The sequence below is a fragment of the Psychrobacter nivimaris genome, from assembly GCF_043419765.1.
Classification (GTDB): Bacteria; Pseudomonadota; Gammaproteobacteria; order Pseudomonadales; family Moraxellaceae; genus Psychrobacter.
The window spans coordinates 276,859-294,437 of record NZ_JBHOFX010000004.1; the positions used below are offsets into that span (position 1 = coordinate 276,859).

The following is a 17,579-nucleotide window of genomic DNA, read 5'->3' on the forward strand; positions in this document are numbered from 1 at the left end:
TTTGTTATGGTTTTGACCAAAAATGTCATTTTATAGAAGCGTTCGTCGTTACGTAGATATGGTGAGTTAGCCGTTAATTGTGCTGACAACGTTTTACTTTATTGTCATGGTGACAGCATTATTCAAGGTGTCACTGTGCATCTGATGCACTTGGTAACAAAATAATCTCGTAATATGAATGGCTTGGGTTGAGGGCGCATACGTTACTGCACCAGTAAGACAAAAGTCTCGGCAACCAAACGGCGAATGTCTTATACTAGGGGGCTTGATTTATAGGCCAATGCCTTGATAAACCAGTAGTGATAAATCATGGTATGGCGCAAGTGTTAGTCATGAAAGATAGCACTGAGCAACCAGCAATGATCAACCAGTGAGGCAAGTATGAATAGCGTAGAGAAACGGGCAATCCTCGGAGTCGGTGGCATCTTTGCCTTACGTATGATTGGCTTGTTTATGATTGTGCCGGTATTTTCTGTTTATGGTGACAATTATGCACACGCGACGCCGTTTTTAATTGGTTTGGCCGTTGGTATTTATGGCTTAGGGCAGGCCATCTTTCAGATACCGATGAGTTTGGCTGCTGATAAATTCCCGCGTAAGCCTATTATCTTTTTGGGATTGATACTATTCGCTGTCGGCGGCATGATTGCAGCAAATGCAACGGATATTTACGAAGTAATCATTGGTCGGGCGCTAGCAGGTAGTGGAGCGGTATCTGCTGTGCTTATGGCACTATTGGCTGATGTGACTCGTGAGGAAATGCGTACCAAAGCGATGGCCACGATGGGTCTGACGATTGCGACCTCTATTATGCTCGCCTTTGCTTTTGGTCCATTGTTAGTCGGATCGCTCGGAATCTCTGGACTGTTTTGGCTAACTTCAGGATTTGCTATATTGGCGATGCTGCTATTGGTGGTGGTACCGACGCCTATGCGCGTGCTCAAGCACAATCTGGATAATAAGACCATCGGTCAACAGTTGGCTACTGTCCTTAAGATTGGCGATCTTAACCGCTTACATATCGGCATCTTTGCGCTACACCTAACGATGACGGCGATATTTGTGATATTGCCGCACCAGCTCAGTGACGTACTTGGCTTGTCAGTACGTCAGCAAGGCATGGTTTATCTGCCACTACTGTTTATCGGGTTCGCCATCGCAATACCTTTTATTATCATCGCTGAAAAGAAACGCAAAATGCGTCAGGTATTTTTGGGTGCAATTGCACTGATGACTGCCGCTTTAGCAATACTCGCGCTTGGTAGTCAGGTCGGTGTTGGTATCATATTTGGTTTGTTGCTGTACTTTATGGGCTTTAACTTGCTTGAGGCGACGATTCCCTCGTGGATATCAAAGCGCGCCCCAGTCGCCAATAAAGCGACCGCGATGGGGCTTAATTCCTCTAGTCAGTTCTTTGGTGCATTTGTAGGTGGTGCAATGGGCGGCCTGTTATTAAGCCAGCCTAATTTGTTGGCGTGGGGCATACTGGCTATTATTATGGGTGCCGCACTACTTATCATTATTCCCATTTCTCAGCCACCTTATCTATCGAGCACGACCGTTACTATTCCCAAAGACATCAATATCCAAGACTGGTCACGACAAATGCTGGCAGTAGATGGCGTTGATGAGTTGGTCGTCATGGCAAAAGAGCAAGTCGCCTATTTAAAGTTAGATAAGACACAGTTGACGGACGATTCACGTCAGCAGCTATCGAGTTTGGCGCAGAGTCCGTTAGATATTTAATACGATATATAACAGCTTTAGGCTTATGTTTTTATATAGAAACAAAGCCAAATAGCAAAAATTGCACAGACAGCAATCTCATAAACCATCAGTATCAATCAGTGGAAACTAACTATTTATTTCTACTTAAAAGGAATTAATATGAGTAAATTTGAGATGTTGTCTGGTAGTGTCATCGAGGGTAGAAAGAAGGCACATCGCTCAATAGCCAAGCTAACCGTAGGTCTTGGTTTATCAGCCATGCTGCTGACCTCTGGTTGTGCTACACAAAATATTCAGGCATATCAGAACACCACACCAACGCTCGACATGCATGAGTTTTTTTCGGGTCAAATTGATGGTTGGGGTATGTTCCAAGGTCGAAATGGCGAAGTAAAAAAGCGCTTTTATGTCGACATTGATGCAACCCATGAGGGAGATGATGTCATTGTCCTAAACGAGAAGTTCTCGTGGGCAGATGGCACGAAATCGCAGCGTATATGGCATCTGACTGAGCAGACAGATGGCAGCTGGAAAGGTGTCGCAGGTGATGTCATTGGTGAGGCAACAGGGCAAGTGGTTGGCAATACGTTGCACTGGAATTACTTGTTAGAATTACCTGTCGAGGACAAAACCTATAAAGTAACGTTCGATGATTGGATGTATCTTATCAATGAGAATGTCATGCTCAATCGCTCAGTGATGAAAAAATTTGGCGTAGAGCTGGGTAGCGTGACATTGAGCATGCACCGCAAGCCTTCCGATGTTAATTAAAAACGTCTAAATCATTTGATAATAAGCCAGGTGCTATGCAATATCGATAAAGGTGAAAGGTGTTCTTCAGCGTCTTAAAATGGCAAAATAGCAGCTATTTATCTATTAGCTATTATTTATTGAACTCTACAATATCGACTAGTATATCAAGATAGAGGATCTAAGCGACATAGACTGACGTGCACCATAGGTAGCCTATAGATATTTCGATAAAAATTGGTTAAAGTAAAATTATACAATTGATAGTGTCAAATGATGCTATCAGATAACGATTAAAACAGTTTATTAAATTATTCATAAGTAAAAGGACGGTATCATGCGCGGAGTCAATAAAGTTATCATCATCGGTAACCTCGGAGCAGATCCTGAGGCACGCCAATTCAGCAATGGCGGTAGCGTAACCAATATCTCGGTTGCGACATCAGAGCAGTGGACAGACAAACAAAGCGGCGAAAAAAGAGAAGCGACAGAGTGGCATCGTATCGCACTTTTTAACCGTCTAGGTGAAATCGCAGCGCAATACCTGCGCAAAGGTAGCAAAGTCTATATCGAAGGTAGTTTGCGTACACGTAAATACCAAGACCAAAGTGGTCAAGACCGTTATATCACTGAGATTCGTGCTGAACAAATGCAGATGCTCGATGGTCAAACTGGCGGTGGTCAAGGTGGAGATAGCTTTGGTGGTCAAAACCAGGGTCAAAGTGGCGGCTATAATAATCAAGGTGGCCAAAACAACCAGAATAACTTTGGTCAGCAAGCCAATAACCAGATGGCACATCAAGGCGGTTACAATCAACCAGCAGCTCAAGGTGGTCAGAACAGCTTTAACAATCAAGCGCCTGCTCAGCAAAACCAGTTCAATCAGCCAGCACAGAAACCTGCACAATCTAAGCCTACAGCAATGCCAGACGGCCCTGTAGATGATGATATTCCGTTCTAACTTATACAATAATAATATATGGAATGTAAAAATGCTAAAAAAGCCCTGCAACTGCAGGGCTTTTTTAATGATTGCTATAGTTGATTCAATTTAAAAGAGATACAAGGCAACTGAGTGCAGATGTAACTGTAATACTTCAAGCGAGGTTAACGCTGTAGCTCTTTTATAGAGGATTAACTATATCCAGAAATATAATTCAGTTGATGCTTTTTAACGTAGCTAAATTAAATTTTTATTAAAGAGTTTTTAATTTATTTAGTACGCTCTTAATATTTAAACGATTAAACTTAAGTTTAATTAGTACTGGTTTAATACTATTAATTATCTCATTGGCTAGTATGCCTACTACCTTCTATACTCTATATTGACCGTCTATACCAAAAAATAATTATGATTAGTGACGTTTAGTTTTAAAAATTGCTATACTGACTTTATATGGCGTATAGTTAATATATTGATCGTATATAAATAAAATAAATTTCGATGATAATAACCAAAGCTTTACTTGATATTGGTTAATAAATCGAAAGCTATTTAGATAATAGGTCTTTATATGAAATGGTTAACTTCTTCAGAAAGCAGTATAGCAACGACATAGTAAGTTACAGAGCTGATGCAGAACTATCTTCAAGATTAGCAGTATTTGAGCGTATAGTGTATTGGCTTACTACTCTAGTATATATAGCTTAGATCTAATCTGCATTATTTGTAATTCCGATAAAATCTCTATTACTTTAACAGTGAATTTTTGTCGAAATATTATTGTGAAACTCTAGTAGTAGTCAAAGTACTAGAATTTTGTTTTATTATTAGAAAATGTTTTCGAAGTTATAATAGCAATATATAAAGAATAGTGACTTATGTGTTTAGATTTATCTAAAACTAAATTTATTTAAAATGGATACAATGAGCATCTATCGCTATACATTTTCTATTTATAATGTGTTGTTCGGGTTGTTATTAGGAATTAAATACTCTTTAGAATTAATGATATTTTATACATAGATTTAATGGCCAATGAACGATTTGTTCTCTGCATTATTTCACGAAAAAAAATACCTCAATAGAGGCCACACTCTTATTTTATAGTTGGATTTATTATGAGCAAAAATAACGCAATTGATTTAGAAAGTTTGAACGTAGATGAGTTACGTGCTATCACTGAAAACGCTCAACAACTTATCGCCAAAAAACAGCATCAACGTTTGTATGATGCCTATATGCAGTTCGAGCAGATTGCAGAAGATAGCAATGCAACGATTGAAGAAATACTGAAAGCTGGTGAAAAGTTAGAGAAAAAACGCAGCATTAAATATCGTAATACTGATGACCATAGTGAAACTTGGACTGGCCGTGGCCGTAAGCCAACGTGGTTAGTCGAAGCGCTAGCAGCAGGTCGTGATATCGAAGATTTCGCTATTTAATTAGCTGTTTTCTTATAGAGTTACTTTCTGTGAACCAGTTAGAACATCCTATTTATAATGGTGTATTTACAACCATTTAGCGATAGATATAGCTGCTTTCGAGAAAATAAAAGCCAGTATCTTTACTGCCAGTATTTTGGCAAAAAGATACTGGCTTTTTTTCTGTCATCTATATGCCATTGTTTGTTATGATAATGACGTTTTTGTCTTATATAAGAGTTGTACGACTGTGGCCCAAGTATCTGAGTTTTCTCATAAACGTCCCCGTAAGCTCTGGTGGCTAGTTGGGTTTGTGTTGTTTGCGCTATTTGCTGTGTTGCAAATGCCAGCAGCATGGTTACTTGAGAAATACGCGCCAGATACGCCTTATGTCCAGCATGTATCTGGCAATGTATGGCAGGGTGCTGCTATTTGGCAGTTGCCTATGTCATCGTCGTCGCTCATAGGTATGGCGGAATGGTCATGGCAGCCTTGGCAGTTACTCATAGGTAAGCTAGGTGTGGATGTTAATATCCACTCAGCACAGACACGCTTGGACGGGCAAGTTAAACTTGGGCTAAACTCATGGCAAGTTGACAGCATGAGTGGGAAAATTGCACCTGAGACGCTAGCTAGTATGGTCAACTGGCAGCTGCCAAATACCCCTATTCAAGTAAATAATGTATCGCTAACGCGTCAGTCTGGTAAAAGTGACGCATCTAATAGTGAGCCTGCTAAAGACGCTGGCGGATTTAGTGCAGCGGATGGACAATTGACTTGGGTTGGTGGTGAGGTAGGCTATCCTAGTGGTGGCAAAGTTTTTTATATTACGATGCCTGCTCTAAGAGCTGAGCTTAGTACAGAGCAAAAAAACAATAGAGATTTGCTGCATGTTAATTTATTGAACAATCAAGATAAGCGTTTGGGTGATCTGTATCTCGATAGCGATAATATGCTCGATGTCAGTTTGACGCAGCGTTTGCTAGAGAACATGCCTGAGTACAAGGGACAAGCCCCTCAAGATACGCCAGTTGTCAGTGTGCGCCAGCCATTGCTAGCTGGTTTGGGGGCGAACTAAATGCTTAATATCGCCGCAAGCCTAAAACCTGTTATCAATACTCTCAATCGCTTTTCAGCTTGGCTATTATTGTTAGCCATTGCTTGGCTATGCTGGACAGCCGCTCGTCTTTTATGGCTACTGCTAGCAGCGCCTTTAGCACCTGCATTGCCTTTAGCGCCTCTACAGAGTAATGCCAAATCCACCAACGATTATAGTGGCTTGTTTGCAATCTTTGCTGATCCCGATCCTGTTACCGCAGCCGTGCAACCACCTCCCAACATTGAGCTCAAAGGCGTACTACTAGCCATACCTGAGAGCATGTCTTCCGCCTTATTGAATGTCAATGGCGAAGTCAAAAATTACCGCATCGGTGATGGACTAAAGGACAGTGATTATACGCTCGTGGCTGTTGATTGGAATTCAGTCATTATCGCTGATGCTAACGATAAAGAAACCGTTATTAAAATGCCAGAGGCGATGCCATTAGACCAGAGTGATATGCTAGCAAGCGGAATAAGCAATCAGCGTTTGCCAAACAATAGCATGTTGCCTACAGCGCCCCAACCAGTACAAAACGCTATTCCTGAGACAGAAGGGACAACTGGCGCAGACACTTCAAAAAGTCCACAGTCGGCTATCGAAGAAGCGGTTACGGCCTTGCAAGAAAACCCTGCCAGTTATCTAAGTAGGATGGGGGTGATGGCATCAGGTGAGAGTTATCAAGTCACAGCGGCGATGCCTGCTGGCCTACGTAATCGTTTAGGGCTTGAGCCAGGCGATAAGGTACTGACCGTCAACGGACAGAGCGTAGGTAATAACCCAGCGCAAGATGCTAGTGTACTTCAGCAAGTACAGCAAGCAGGTGAAGCGCAGATAGAGGTTCAACGTGGTGAGCAAGTTATTACGATTCGCCAGCAGTTCTAGCAAGGTAGGTTTTTAGCAAAATTGCTCCCTAAACACTCAGCACATAGTAAGCAATATCACTGTAGGTAATCATCAATATGGTAAGTTTTCAGAATTTTTCAGCCACGCCTTTGTACTGTAGCCTGCAGCGTCTGATGCGCCTGTGTCGTCCACTTTGTCTAGCAGTGCCATTATGGGCTGCTGGTATTGGTCTTGCCAATGCTGAGAGCTGGAAAGTCAATTTGCAAGATGCTGATATCAAAGCCTTTATTAATGAAGTTGCGACCATTACAGATCAAAACTTTGTGCTCGATCCGCGTATCAATGGCAATGTTACAGTCATCTCTAACAAAGCCCTGTCCCGTGATGAGATTTATCAGTTATTTCTGAGCGTGATGCAGGTGAATGGTATTGCTGCGATTGAATCGGGAACGACGACAAAACTGGTGCCAGATAATATCGCTAAGCAATCTGGTGTGGCGGTTGATTTACGCGGTGATAGTGTTGGCGAATCGCTCGCCACTCGAGTTATTTATTTGACTAATACCCAAGCTGCAGAAGTATTAGGTGTTATTCGCCCATTGATGCCGCAGTCGGCTCACGCAGCCGCTGTACCTGGTGTCAATGCGCTAGTATTGTCCGATCGAGCAGACAGCCTTAATCAACTGACGGCCCTTATCCGTGATTTAGACAGTAATGTAAATGATAGTTTGCAAGTGATACCACTGCGCCACGTCGATGCCGAACGTATGATGGAGTTGATTAGCGCTTTAGTCTCAAGTGCGGGTAGTGGGCAAGCACAAGGTGGCAACAATCAGCTAAAGGTGATTGCTGATACGTCGAGCGATAGGTTGCTGGTCAAAGGCAGTCCTGAAATGATTGCTAAAGTCCAAGAAATGGTCAATCAATTGGATACCACGCCGACCAGACGTTTAAGCGGTCTACGAGTCTTTCGTTTAAAGTATGCTAGTGCTGGTCATATCGCCGATATGTTACGCGGCTTACTTGCTAATCAATCTATCAATAGTGCTGGCGCGACCTCGACACTAGAATCAGCCTCACTAAATGATGTAAGTAGCACAGGCGCCGCAATTAATAATGCAGCTAGCGATAGCCTAGGTAGCAGTGCGGCCGCTGTGTCGACTAGCAGAACAAGCGGAACAAGCGCAGGAGTGGGCGGTCGTCCGTTTAGTATTATCGCTGATGAAACTCAAAATGCCGTTATCGTCAATGCCGCACCCGAGCTAATGTTCGAGATTGAAGACGCGGTCAACCAATTAGACAGTCGCCGTGCACAAGTATTGATTCAAGCGGCTATTGTTGAAGTGTCAGGCGATGATGCCACCCAGCTAGGTGTTCAGTGGGCGCTAGGTAACGCCAATAGTGGCTATGGAGTGGTCAATTTCAATAATGTGGGAGCCAGCGCAACGACGCTTGCGGCGGCTGCTTTAGCAGGGACGAGTACGGCAGGTATTAGCGCTGCTGCAAGCTCTATTGCTGGTGCACTGATAGGAATTGGAGACAGTCGTAAAGACAGTCAGGGCAATACAGAGTTTTATGGCGCTATTTTACAGGCGCTTGACTCATCTACCAGTGCTAATCTATTGTCCATGCCATCGATTTTGACATTGGATAATGAAAAAGCCAGTATCTTGGTTGGTCAAAACGTGCCTTTTGTCACAGGTTCTTTTACCACCAGTGGCAATAATTCAAACAACCCATTTCAGACAATTGATCGTCAAGACATTGGTATTAATCTGAATGTCATTCCCCACATTGGTGACAATGGCACAGTACGTTTAGAGGTATCGCAAGAAGTCTCGTCAGTCGTGCCAGGCAGTACGGGTAATGCTAGTGGATTGATTACCAATAAAAGCCTTATCAACACAACCATCCTTGCAGATGATCAGCAGACGATTGCCTTGGGCGGCCTGATGCGTGATAACACCACTACACGTCAACAGAAGGTTCCTGGACTGGGCAATGTTCCTGTTATCGGTAGACTCTTTCGTTCTGACAATGACAGCACCCAAAAGAGCAATTTGATTATCTTTTTACAGCCGACTATCTTACGTGATGGCGGCGCGGTAGCGAGTGTGACTGAACGCAAATTCAATCAAATGCGAGTGTTGCAGTTGGTCATTGATAAAAACGGTACGATTAAGCAACTACCATTGAGCGGCACTGAAGGTTGGAATGGTAATGTCAGTGCGGATTACGAGCTCATGCCGCTAAATCCCCTTATCCCTAAACGTGATCAAGCGCCAAAATCTACTTCGCAAGGTTTTACGAGAGTAGATAGTCCTAATAGTGGTATCACGACCTATCCTCTTAATCGTTAAAATATTAGCTCTATATATAACGGTTAATGCGATTCAGCTGGCATAAATTAATGTACGATGTAATAGATACTAGTTACATCGTACATTAGCTTGCGTATTCATAACACAGATAAACATAGCCGCTTTTATATTTAAGTATATTAGTTACTAATAAAATAATGAGTTACGTATTATGTTTTCCGCTACAGTAAATCAGAAGCTAAAATGACAGATGATAAAAATACAAAAAAATGGCTTTTACTAAGTGTGGCTGCAACTGCACTATTACTCATTCCTAGGCGCAGTAGTCGAAAGGACAATACGAAGACAGTAAACAACCATGATACCGTATCTGAGAGCAGTATTAATGATGCTCGTGAGAATGCAGCTAGTAAGTAGAAGCTAGTAATTAAAAAGTAGAAGATTAAAAATGCGTCTATAGCAATATTCTTATATAAAAATACTTATTTAGGAAAAACTGTTTAGCATTTACTATTCAATTCTATGTTTTGAAAAGTTAGTTTTGGAGTTTATTAATGTGTGGCAACGAATCAGCGACCAATGCTGAGAGAACAAACGCTCGAGAAGCTTTAAAAAATGTCTATCCTCTTATAGATACGCATACACATTTTGATGCTCCAGTATTCGACCATGATCGCAGGCAACAGGTGGAGCAAGCTTATAGTCAAGGTGTCCGTCACTTAGTGCTAGTAGGTTATCTGTATCAGTATTTTGATCGAATGTACGATACTCAAGATTTCATCAATAAAATGTCGCAATCGTCTGCGACGAAAGCAAACAACCAAGATAAGTGCGATATTGCAGCCCATATCGCGCTCGGTTTACATCCTTTTTATATTGAGCAGCATACCGATGATCATTTGATACAACTTGAGCAGATAGTAACTGATAATCGTCCATTAGCCATTGGTGAGGTTGGATTAGACACCTTTACCGATGCAATGAAGCAGCCTGATGTATTTGCTAAACAAAAAAGGTTCTTTGCGGCGCAGTTGGATATAGCAGTAGCCCATAACCTGCCAGTGATGCTGCATATTCGTAAGGCACATGCTGAAGCGCTCGCAATATTAAAAACGCATAAATACGATGCGCATAAATTAGGCGGTATTGCCCACAGTTTTAGCGGTGGTGAACAAGAGGCAAAGGCTTTTGTAAAATTGGGGTTTAAGCTTGGTGTTACGGGTCAAATTACCAATCCGAATGCCAAAAAACTGCGCCGTGCTATTCAAGTAGCAGTTGAGAGTCATGGCATCGAATGCTTGGTCATTGAAACGGATTGTCCAGATATGACACCTATTATGTGTCAGACAACGGATGATACTGATTCACATAATAGGAATGTACCAGCCAATCTGCCATGGGTATTGGCAAGCTTAAGTGAGCTATTAGAAATACCACATGATAAACTTGCCAAGCAATTATGGCAAAATAGCTGTGATGCTCTGAAAGTAGAATGGGCTTATTCAGTGTAACTGTGCTATTTATAAGAAAAGCATAGCTGTAATTAGAAGCTAAAAAGTACTAGCCGTATAAATGATAACCAAAATATTTGAAAAGAGAATTTGATCTGTTATGAGTGACACGCGACAATTTGAACAACTGGAATTCGACGAAGACAGCCTTGTACAAGATGGATTAAACCAACAGGATGAGCAGTACGATCGTCGTTTTCAAGGTACACGGACACTATATGGTACCTCTGCGGTTGATACTTTTTCGGCAGCTCATGTCTACATTATTGGTGTAGGAGGGGTTGGCTCTTGGGCAGCCGAGGCGTTGGCTCGGACAGCAGTAGGAATGATTACGCTGATTGATTTGGATGTATTAGTTGCGTCTAATGTCAATCGCCAACTGCCTGCATTGGACAGCACATTTGGACAAAGTAAAATTGAAGCAATGGCAACTCGTATTAGAGAAATTAATCCCACAGTAATGTTAAATTTAGTCGATGACTTTTTGACGGTAGATAATGTCGCCACACTCCTACCAAGTCGTGAAGCAGTCAGATCTGCCACTGCTCAAGGGCGACCGATTGTTATTTTAGATTGTGTAGACGATATGAATGCTAAATTAGCAATCGCTTTACACTGTCGTTTTAATAAACTAAAGTTGGTCTGTGCGGGCGGTGCAGGTGGTAAGATAGATCCAAGTCAGATTAGAGTAAGTGATTTGCGTGACTGTTATCAAGATCCACTACTTGCCAAGTTACGCAACAAGTTACGCCACGAGAAAGGCATTAACAGTGCTTTAAAAGAAAAATTTGGTATCAAATGTGTCTATTCGACAGAGCCGCCAATTGTAGATAAAAGCTGTCAAACAGGTGGTCTACAGTGCGGTGGTTATGGCTCAGCAGTGGTCGTTACGTCAGTAGTGGCGATGATTATGGTGAGTGAAGCATTACAATTATTAATAAGACAGACGAGTCGTAACTAATGCGTCTGATATTATTTAATGGAGTTTATCTTGTCTATGTCTAACTCGCCAAAGCAGAGCTACCCTGTAGCAGTAGATGAATCAGAGCGTATTAACAAGCTGAAAAAGTATCAGGTACTCAACGAAGATGAGGAGCCTGCGTTTGATCGGCTTGTTGAACTCGTAAAGCTGTTTTTTGATGTGCCTGTAGTCACGATCACTTTTATGGATGAGGAAACCCAATATTTAAAGCCAGCCTGCCAATTTGGTAGTGAAGATGAGGCTGTAAGCAAAGGACCACGTAACACGGCTTTTTGTAATTATACGATACTGTCTGATGATGTATTAATCGTGTTAGACACCTTTAAGGATAGTCGTTTTAGCCAAAGTCCCATGGTTATAGGTGCTCCGTATTTACGATTTTATGTTGGTGCACCTATCATTTTAAATGAAGACAACAAAAGGTATCGTCTAGGCACCTTATGTCTTATGGATACTGAGCCACATCAGAGTTTTAGCAGTCAACAAGAAAAGATATTGGCGCAGTTTGCAATGATGGCCGCAGATGCGTTGAAATTACAAGATAAACAACGCGATGCTAAGCGTGCTAATGAGATGAAATCGAGCTTTTTGGCTAATATGAGTCATGAGATTCGCACACCGATGAACGGTATTATCGGTATGGTAGAGATGTTAGGCGATACCGAACTCAGTAGCGAACAGCGTGACTATGTTGATAACATCAAAGTCTCCAATGAGCATTTGATGGTTATTATTAATGGTATTTTGGACTTATCGAAGGTTGAGTCTGGAAAGATGACGATTGATTCTATTCCATTGAATTTATCTAGCTTATGTAATGAGGTTGTTAGTTTATTTGCGATTAAGGCACGTCAAAGAGGTGTAACCTTAGATTATCATTATACTGAAACGCTATCACCTTATGTAAACGGCGATCCTGTACGTCTAAAGCAGATTATCGCAAATTTAGTCAATAATGCGATTAAGTTCACGCGTGAAGGTGGTCAGGTAAGTATCGATGTCAAACATATGGACAATTGCTACTGTCCAGATAACATCGATAAAAAATTCGTGAGTACGAGTCAAGAAAAAGAAGTAAGCAAGATAGAAGGCGATAAAACTGGTCAGAACATGACTTTGTGTATAGAAGTGAAAGATACGGGTGTTGGTATCAAAGAAGAGTCGTTAGAGGCGATATTTGACGCTTATGACCAAGCAAATAAATTTACCCATCGTATTTACGGTGGTACTGGACTTGGGCTGTCTGTTTGTAAGTCCCTAGTCGATTTGATGGGTGGTCACATTTACGTAAATAGTGAAGTAGGGGTTGGTACGACATTTAGTGTTTTATTACCGTTGACTACTATTGATGAAGACAAGTATGAGACATGGCAAGACTCTAACGATACGACCATGATTGAACCTACGCATGAGCGGTCTGGTCATATATTGTTGGTCGAAGATGATGCTGTCAATGCGATCATAGCCAAAAAATCACTAACCAGCAGTGGTCATACCGTTACCCATGTTACGGATGGTCAGCAGGCAATTGAGGCTTTCGCTTTATTCCCGGACCGTTATGATGTGATATTGATGGATCATCATATGCCGATTATGGATGGGGTGCAGGCAACTATTAAATTGCATGAATTATATGATCCCCGAGTACTACCGCCTATTATTGCCCTGACTGCAAATGCAATGGACGGCGAGCGTGAGAAATATCTAAAAGTTGGTATGCAGGACTATTGTACCAAACCTTTTAAGCAAGAGCAGCTAAATGCCTTAGTACAGTATTGGCTGATACAGAAGCAATCATTGGAGGAGGAGTAACTTACTAGATATTATTGTTAGCACTATTGATTAGCATTTCGATAAAACTATGATTGATAAATATAAAAAAAGCTTAACCGCCTATATGGTGGTTAAGCTTTTTTCTTGATGATAGAGGTATTAGTAAATATCAACTACCAGTCATGTTTAGAGCGATATTAGTTTACGCGAGTTTGGTAGTCGCCAGTACGCGTATCAACACGTACCACTTCACCTTGTTGCACAAATAATGGTACACGTACAACAGCACCTGTCTCTAATTTAGCAGGTTTGCCACCACCGCCTGAAGTATCGCCGCGTACGCCAGGATCTGTTTCTGTGATTTCTAACTCAACGAAGTTAGGCGGCGTGACTGACAGAGGAGCACCGTTAAATAACGTAATGGTACATAGAGCATTGCTGTTTTCTTTTAACCACTTGATTGAGTCACTCATTGCGTTTTTGTCCGCTTGAATCTGCTCAAAGCTCTCAGGATGCATAAAATGCCAAAACTCGCCATCGTTGTATAGATAGTTCATTTCAGTATCCATCACATCAGCAGCTTCTAGGCTGTCACCTGATTTGAAAGTTTGTTCCAGTATTTTGCCACTACGAAGATTGCGCAACTTAACACGGTTAAAGGCTTGACCTTTACCAGGTTTGACAAACTCGTTTTCAAGAATGGCACAAGGGTTGCCATCAAGCATCACTTTTAGACCAGCTTTAAATTCATTAGTAGAAAAACTTGCCACAAGAAACTCCTAGGGGTTGTAAATATAATAGTAAGACATAGGGCTGACTGTACCAAAATTTTCTGTTATGCCAAGTATTTACGGATTAACGAGGATACTTTGATAGGCTAGACACTAAGGGCGTATAATATCGGATTTTGGGCACAGGTAATAGGCTGTCATGATAAACCATTTAATCACACAAAAAAACTGGCAAACGCAATTATCGGAAGCTATTACATCTGTTGATGAGCTATTGAGTGTCCTACAGCTTGAATCAATGCGTGCAGAAGTTTACGTACCTAAGCATTTTGAACTGCGTGTGCCGCGTGGCTTTGTGGCAAAAATGGCTATTGGCGACCGTAATGATCCCCTGCTTAAACAAGTGTTGCCAGATCAGCAAGAGCAAATTAACGTCACAGGCTACGTAGCAGATCCGCTAAGCGAAAACACTCAAAATCCTGTGAAAGGCTTGCTCCATAAATATGAGTCGAGAGTGTTGTTAACGATTACGGGTGCGTGCGCTATTCACTGCCGTTACTGCTTTCGCCAGCATTTTGACTATAGTGCCAATATGCCTACTGCTGATGCAAAAGAAAATATCATCAATTATATTAATGCAAATCCTGAGGTCAATGAGGTAATTTTGAGTGGTGGTGACCCACTAAATGTGACCAATAGACGTTTGTTTTCATGGTTAGATACTTTGGAGTCTCTTCCGCAGATTACTACCATTCGGCTGCATACGCGTTTGCCATTGGTGATACCTGCACGCTTGGACGCTGCATTGTTAGAGAGGTTATCTCAAAGCCGCTGTCATATTGTCATGGTGATTCACTGTAATCATGCCAATGAGCTAGATGCACCAACCGCTGAGTATTTGCAACGTGCTAGAGCAGCTGGAGTTACGCTATTAAACCAAGCCGTGTTGTTAAAAGGTGTCAACGATACTCTTGACGGGCAAGTGAAGCTTAGTCAGCGTTTGTTTGCTTCTGGCGTGCTACCATATTATTTACATGTGTTGGACAAGGTGGCTGGTGCAGCGCATTTCGATAGTAGTGAGCAAGCAGCGATTGAGCTTTATTGGTCATTGCTAGCATCATTGCCAGGTTATCTTGTCCCTAAGTTGGTCAGAGAGTTACCGAATAAACCTTTTAAAGTGCCGATTGATATTTACAGCAATAGCTAATGTAGGGCACTATATTAATGTAGAAAAATTGGCAAACAAAGAGCGGCTCTTAAAAAAAGATGCGGATAGTATCTTTAGAAACTAAAATCTAGGATTTATGCTTTTTTATAAGTATAAATAGATATATGATTGAAAAGGAATATAAATTTTCGGTATACGAGTTAATCAAAAAGCATATGACGTGAGATACAAGACTTTGCCAGTATGCAGGTATTGTCAGAACATACTGCTAGATTCAGGCTCACAATAAATAGATAGCATCATTTTTCTATAGTCGAGCTTCACAAACATTTTTTATGCCAGACATGTATTTGTACTGCTGCATATTACTGAGTGCCTCAGAGTGACTAATAGAGAGTAAAGATACTGATGATAAATTTATCGATATTTAAAGATTATTTAAATTCTACAGCGCCACTACCTCTGTCATCAAATCGTTCAGTAAACGGTCAAGAGCGATACTTGCTCAAGTTATTGACAACGTTACCTTCGCAAACTCAGGAGCAGCAAGCAGAACATCTAGAAAGTGTACTAACAGTACTACGTGAAGCCAATATAGATGACCAACAACGCCTTAAACTTACGGCTACAGTAATCGATGCTTCAGATCGATTGATAGCGACTCTGAGGCAGCATTATATATATGAGACAGGTGCGCTTAATCAGTCTCAAATGTTATGTGTTGCTCAAATACAATCACTACATTATTTGATTATTATGGTCTACGATAGAGTTATACGTCGTGAAGTTTTATCTTCAAATGATCCGTTAAAGTTTTCTTCTAGCAAAGGTTGGCAGCGCTATTTTAGTACTGAGAACAAGCCTTCTAGCACGCTCGCTATTGCGACGTATCAGTCACTATTAAGATACCAAAAACTATTAGGTGAAGAGGCGCTATGTTATCGAAAGCCATCAAATTACCTATGGTCTAGAATCAATCAGTTGTACTATTTAGCGCATAAGCAAAAAGTGACTGATATTGACCTTAGCATACATACTGCCACACATCAGGCAAATAATATCCACCAATTATATTGCCAAATCTGTTTACAACATTTATTGAACGTGCGTGCTATGAGGCGGCCCACAATCTTACTGGTACAACGTTTACTGCCTGAGTGGGCTAAATATATGGTTGCAACAATGGAGCCAACCACTGAGACACGGGTTTTTGTTGATCTTCATAGTAATAGCCCACCCAGTTATTTAACTGCCAACTCTAATATTAATCCGTATGAAGATCGTCATGATTGTCTATTTATAGAGCTTACGCCGATGGTTCTATATTTCAATTCACGTAAGCGATCTTTTATAGAAGAAGGTAGTGTAGGAGTGGAGTATAGTTTACTCAATACTATTTCAATGACTATTAGCTATCGTTACTTACAGCCGCCACTTACCTTGCCAACCAAATATAGTACCACCCAGCATGCTAAACTAATTACTAACTTCAGCGATATACACTATCATGCTAGTCATTCACAAAGCTTTGCTAACCTAATTTCTATAAAAGATCTGAGAGAAGAAGAGCGCCCTTTATACAATACATTCGACAAAAGACGCGTTTACGACAGTGCAACCATAGAGTTGTTTGATGATCATGATAATTTTTCACCATATCGCACACTGAATCTGTTACCGAAAGATAGTGAGCTAGATAAGGATTCTATTGATGAAGCTGTTCTCAATAAAGGTGGGTTCAGTGTAGAAAAAGCTGACCCTGACTTTTCTACAACGGCACCAAAGCCCTTACATATCATGAATTTGCTTCTAGTCTGCCGCTCTGATGACACGGTTCAACCTGACTGGTCAATAGGCGTGGTACGCTGGCTCAACCTAGATACCAAAAATCTAGAAGTAGAATGGCAGGTACTCGGACATAAGCTTGTAGCGTGCGGGTTACGTTTGGAGGGCAGTAAAACGAGAAGCCGCCATTTTGTACCAGCATTTATACTTGGAAAAGATGAAAAGCTGAACACTACTGGCACGTTGATAGTGCCACCTTCTTATTTTCAAATCGATGATAGAGTCGTCATGCGTATCAGCAATAAACAAACCTCTTTACGATTAGGGCGTAGGCTGATGATGACTGATGAGTTTAGCCAATATGAGGTAGCGCAACTCTAGGCCTTACCTTTGTTCCCAAAACGCAGATGGATAGGTTGGTAGCAGCGAAGCCATACAGGTTTTTAACAAAAATATAGTGGACAACAAGGGGCATAAGTTAATCTGCAGCGGGCTGAATTATTGTCTATAATGACGGATGT

The 17,579-nt window shown here is 41.4% G+C and carries 14 protein-coding genes; 13 read left to right on the top strand and 1 reads right to left on the bottom strand.

What is annotated here, in order from left to right; translation table 11 throughout:
• Positions 1 to 381 precede the first annotated feature (381 nt).
• The 11 genes from ACHEVO_RS10645 to ACHEVO_RS10695 all read left to right on the top strand — a co-directional run bounded on the left by ACHEVO_RS10645 (position 382) and on the right by ACHEVO_RS10695 (position 13,413).
• The gene (locus ACHEVO_RS10645; protein WP_394124884.1) at positions 382 to 1,746 is read left to right on the top strand and encodes an MFS transporter; all 1,365 of its coding nucleotides are present in this window, start codon (positions 382 to 384) and stop codon (positions 1,744 to 1,746) included.
• A 141-nt stretch (positions 1,747 to 1,887) separates the two neighbouring features.
• On the top strand, positions 1,888 to 2,499 hold the full coding sequence (locus tag ACHEVO_RS10650; RefSeq protein WP_394124885.1) for a DUF3833 domain-containing protein: 612 nt from the start codon (positions 1,888 to 1,890) through the stop codon (positions 2,497 to 2,499).
• Positions 2,500 to 2,815: 316 nt separating this feature from the next.
• A complete protein-coding gene (gene ssb / locus ACHEVO_RS10655) occupies positions 2,816 to 3,439 on the top strand; it encodes a single-stranded DNA-binding protein (RefSeq protein WP_101204383.1) in 624 nt (207 codons plus the stop codon).
• Positions 3,440 to 4,539: 1,100 nt separating this feature from the next.
• Complete coding sequence (locus ACHEVO_RS10660) at positions 4,540 to 4,863, top strand: H-NS histone family protein (protein WP_394124886.1); 324 nt, start codon at positions 4,540 to 4,542, stop codon at positions 4,861 to 4,863.
• Positions 4,864 to 5,092: 229 nt separating this feature from the next.
• Complete coding sequence (gene gspN, locus ACHEVO_RS10665; RefSeq protein WP_394124887.1) at positions 5,093 to 5,920, top strand: type II secretion system protein N; 828 nt, start codon at positions 5,093 to 5,095, stop codon at positions 5,918 to 5,920.
• Positions 5,921 to 6,826: a type II secretion system protein N gene (locus ACHEVO_RS10670; RefSeq protein WP_394124888.1), complete on the top strand. Its 906-nt coding sequence runs from the start codon at positions 5,921 to 5,923 to the stop codon at positions 6,824 to 6,826.
• 77 nt (positions 6,827 to 6,903) lie between these two features.
• The gene (gene gspD, locus ACHEVO_RS10675; protein ID WP_394124889.1) at positions 6,904 to 9,147 is read left to right on the top strand and encodes a type II secretion system secretin GspD; all 2,244 of its coding nucleotides are present in this window, start codon (positions 6,904 to 6,906) and stop codon (positions 9,145 to 9,147) included.
• A gap of 204 nt (positions 9,148 to 9,351) precedes the next feature.
• The gene (locus ACHEVO_RS10680; protein WP_394124890.1) at positions 9,352 to 9,525 is read left to right on the top strand and encodes a hypothetical protein; all 174 of its coding nucleotides are present in this window, start codon (positions 9,352 to 9,354) and stop codon (positions 9,523 to 9,525) included.
• Between the two features lie 137 nt (positions 9,526 to 9,662).
• A complete protein-coding gene (locus tag ACHEVO_RS10685) occupies positions 9,663 to 10,619 on the top strand; it encodes a TatD family hydrolase (protein ID WP_394124891.1) in 957 nt (318 codons plus the stop codon).
• 100 nt (positions 10,620 to 10,719) lie between these two features.
• Positions 10,720 to 11,580 (top strand): tRNA threonylcarbamoyladenosine dehydratase, encoded by an 861-nt coding sequence (locus ACHEVO_RS10690; RefSeq protein WP_394124892.1) that lies wholly within the window; start codon positions 10,720 to 10,722, stop codon positions 11,578 to 11,580.
• A 36-nt stretch (positions 11,581 to 11,616) separates the two neighbouring features.
• Entirely contained in the window at positions 11,617 to 13,413 is a 1,797-nt protein-coding gene (locus ACHEVO_RS10695; RefSeq protein WP_394124893.1) for a GAF domain-containing hybrid sensor histidine kinase/response regulator, read from the top strand.
• 158 nt (positions 13,414 to 13,571) lie between these two features.
• Here the strand turns inward: ACHEVO_RS10695 and efp are convergent, their stop codons facing one another.
• Positions 13,572 to 14,144 carry an elongation factor P gene (gene efp, locus ACHEVO_RS10700; protein ID WP_394124894.1) on the bottom strand — a complete coding sequence of 191 codons (573 nt, stop codon included), beginning with the start codon at positions 14,142 to 14,144 and terminating at the stop codon, positions 13,572 to 13,574.
• A gap of 160 nt (positions 14,145 to 14,304) precedes the next feature.
• On the opposite strand from efp, the gene epmB reads away from it, so the two are divergent.
• Together epmB and ACHEVO_RS10710 are read left to right on the top strand one after the other, a co-directional pair.
• Positions 14,305 to 15,312 carry an EF-P beta-lysylation protein EpmB gene (gene epmB, locus ACHEVO_RS10705; protein ID WP_394124895.1) on the top strand — a complete coding sequence of 336 codons (1,008 nt, stop codon included), beginning with the start codon at positions 14,305 to 14,307 and terminating at the stop codon, positions 15,310 to 15,312.
• 369 nt (positions 15,313 to 15,681) lie between these two features.
• Positions 15,682 to 17,439, top strand: coding sequence for a hypothetical protein (locus ACHEVO_RS10710; protein WP_394124896.1), 1,758 nt, complete (start codon positions 15,682 to 15,684; stop codon positions 17,437 to 17,439).
• The last annotated feature ends 140 nt before the right edge of the window (positions 17,440 to 17,579 follow it).

Excerpts from the sequence above, each read along its gene's own strand:
- ACHEVO_RS10660 (WP_394124886.1), top strand. The coding sequence starts at position 4,540 with ATGAGCAAAAATAACGCAATTGATTTAGAAAGTTTGAACGTAGATGAG.
- gspD (WP_394124889.1), top strand. The coding sequence starts at position 6,904 with ATGGTAAGTTTTCAGAATTTTTCAGCCACGCCTTTGTACTGTAGCCTG.
- epmB (WP_394124895.1), top strand. The coding sequence starts at position 14,305 with ATGATAAACCATTTAATCACACAAAAAAACTGGCAAACGCAATTATCG.
- ssb (WP_101204383.1), top strand. The coding sequence starts at position 2,816 with ATGCGCGGAGTCAATAAAGTTATCATCATCGGTAACCTCGGAGCAGAT.
- ACHEVO_RS10685 (WP_394124891.1), top strand. The coding sequence starts at position 9,663 with ATGTGTGGCAACGAATCAGCGACCAATGCTGAGAGAACAAACGCTCGA.
- ACHEVO_RS10690 (WP_394124892.1), top strand. The coding sequence starts at position 10,720 with ATGAGTGACACGCGACAATTTGAACAACTGGAATTCGACGAAGACAGC.
- ACHEVO_RS10650 (WP_394124885.1), top strand. The coding sequence starts at position 1,888 with ATGAGTAAATTTGAGATGTTGTCTGGTAGTGTCATCGAGGGTAGAAAG.
- ACHEVO_RS10710 (WP_394124896.1), top strand. The coding sequence starts at position 15,682 with ATGATAAATTTATCGATATTTAAAGATTATTTAAATTCTACAGCGCCA.
- ACHEVO_RS10695 (WP_394124893.1), top strand. The coding sequence starts at position 11,617 with ATGTCTAACTCGCCAAAGCAGAGCTACCCTGTAGCAGTAGATGAATCA.
- ACHEVO_RS10670 (WP_394124888.1), top strand. The coding sequence starts at position 5,921 with ATGCTTAATATCGCCGCAAGCCTAAAACCTGTTATCAATACTCTCAAT.
- ACHEVO_RS10645 (WP_394124884.1), top strand. The coding sequence starts at position 382 with ATGAATAGCGTAGAGAAACGGGCAATCCTCGGAGTCGGTGGCATCTTT.
- ACHEVO_RS10680 (WP_394124890.1), top strand. The coding sequence starts at position 9,352 with ATGACAGATGATAAAAATACAAAAAAATGGCTTTTACTAAGTGTGGCT.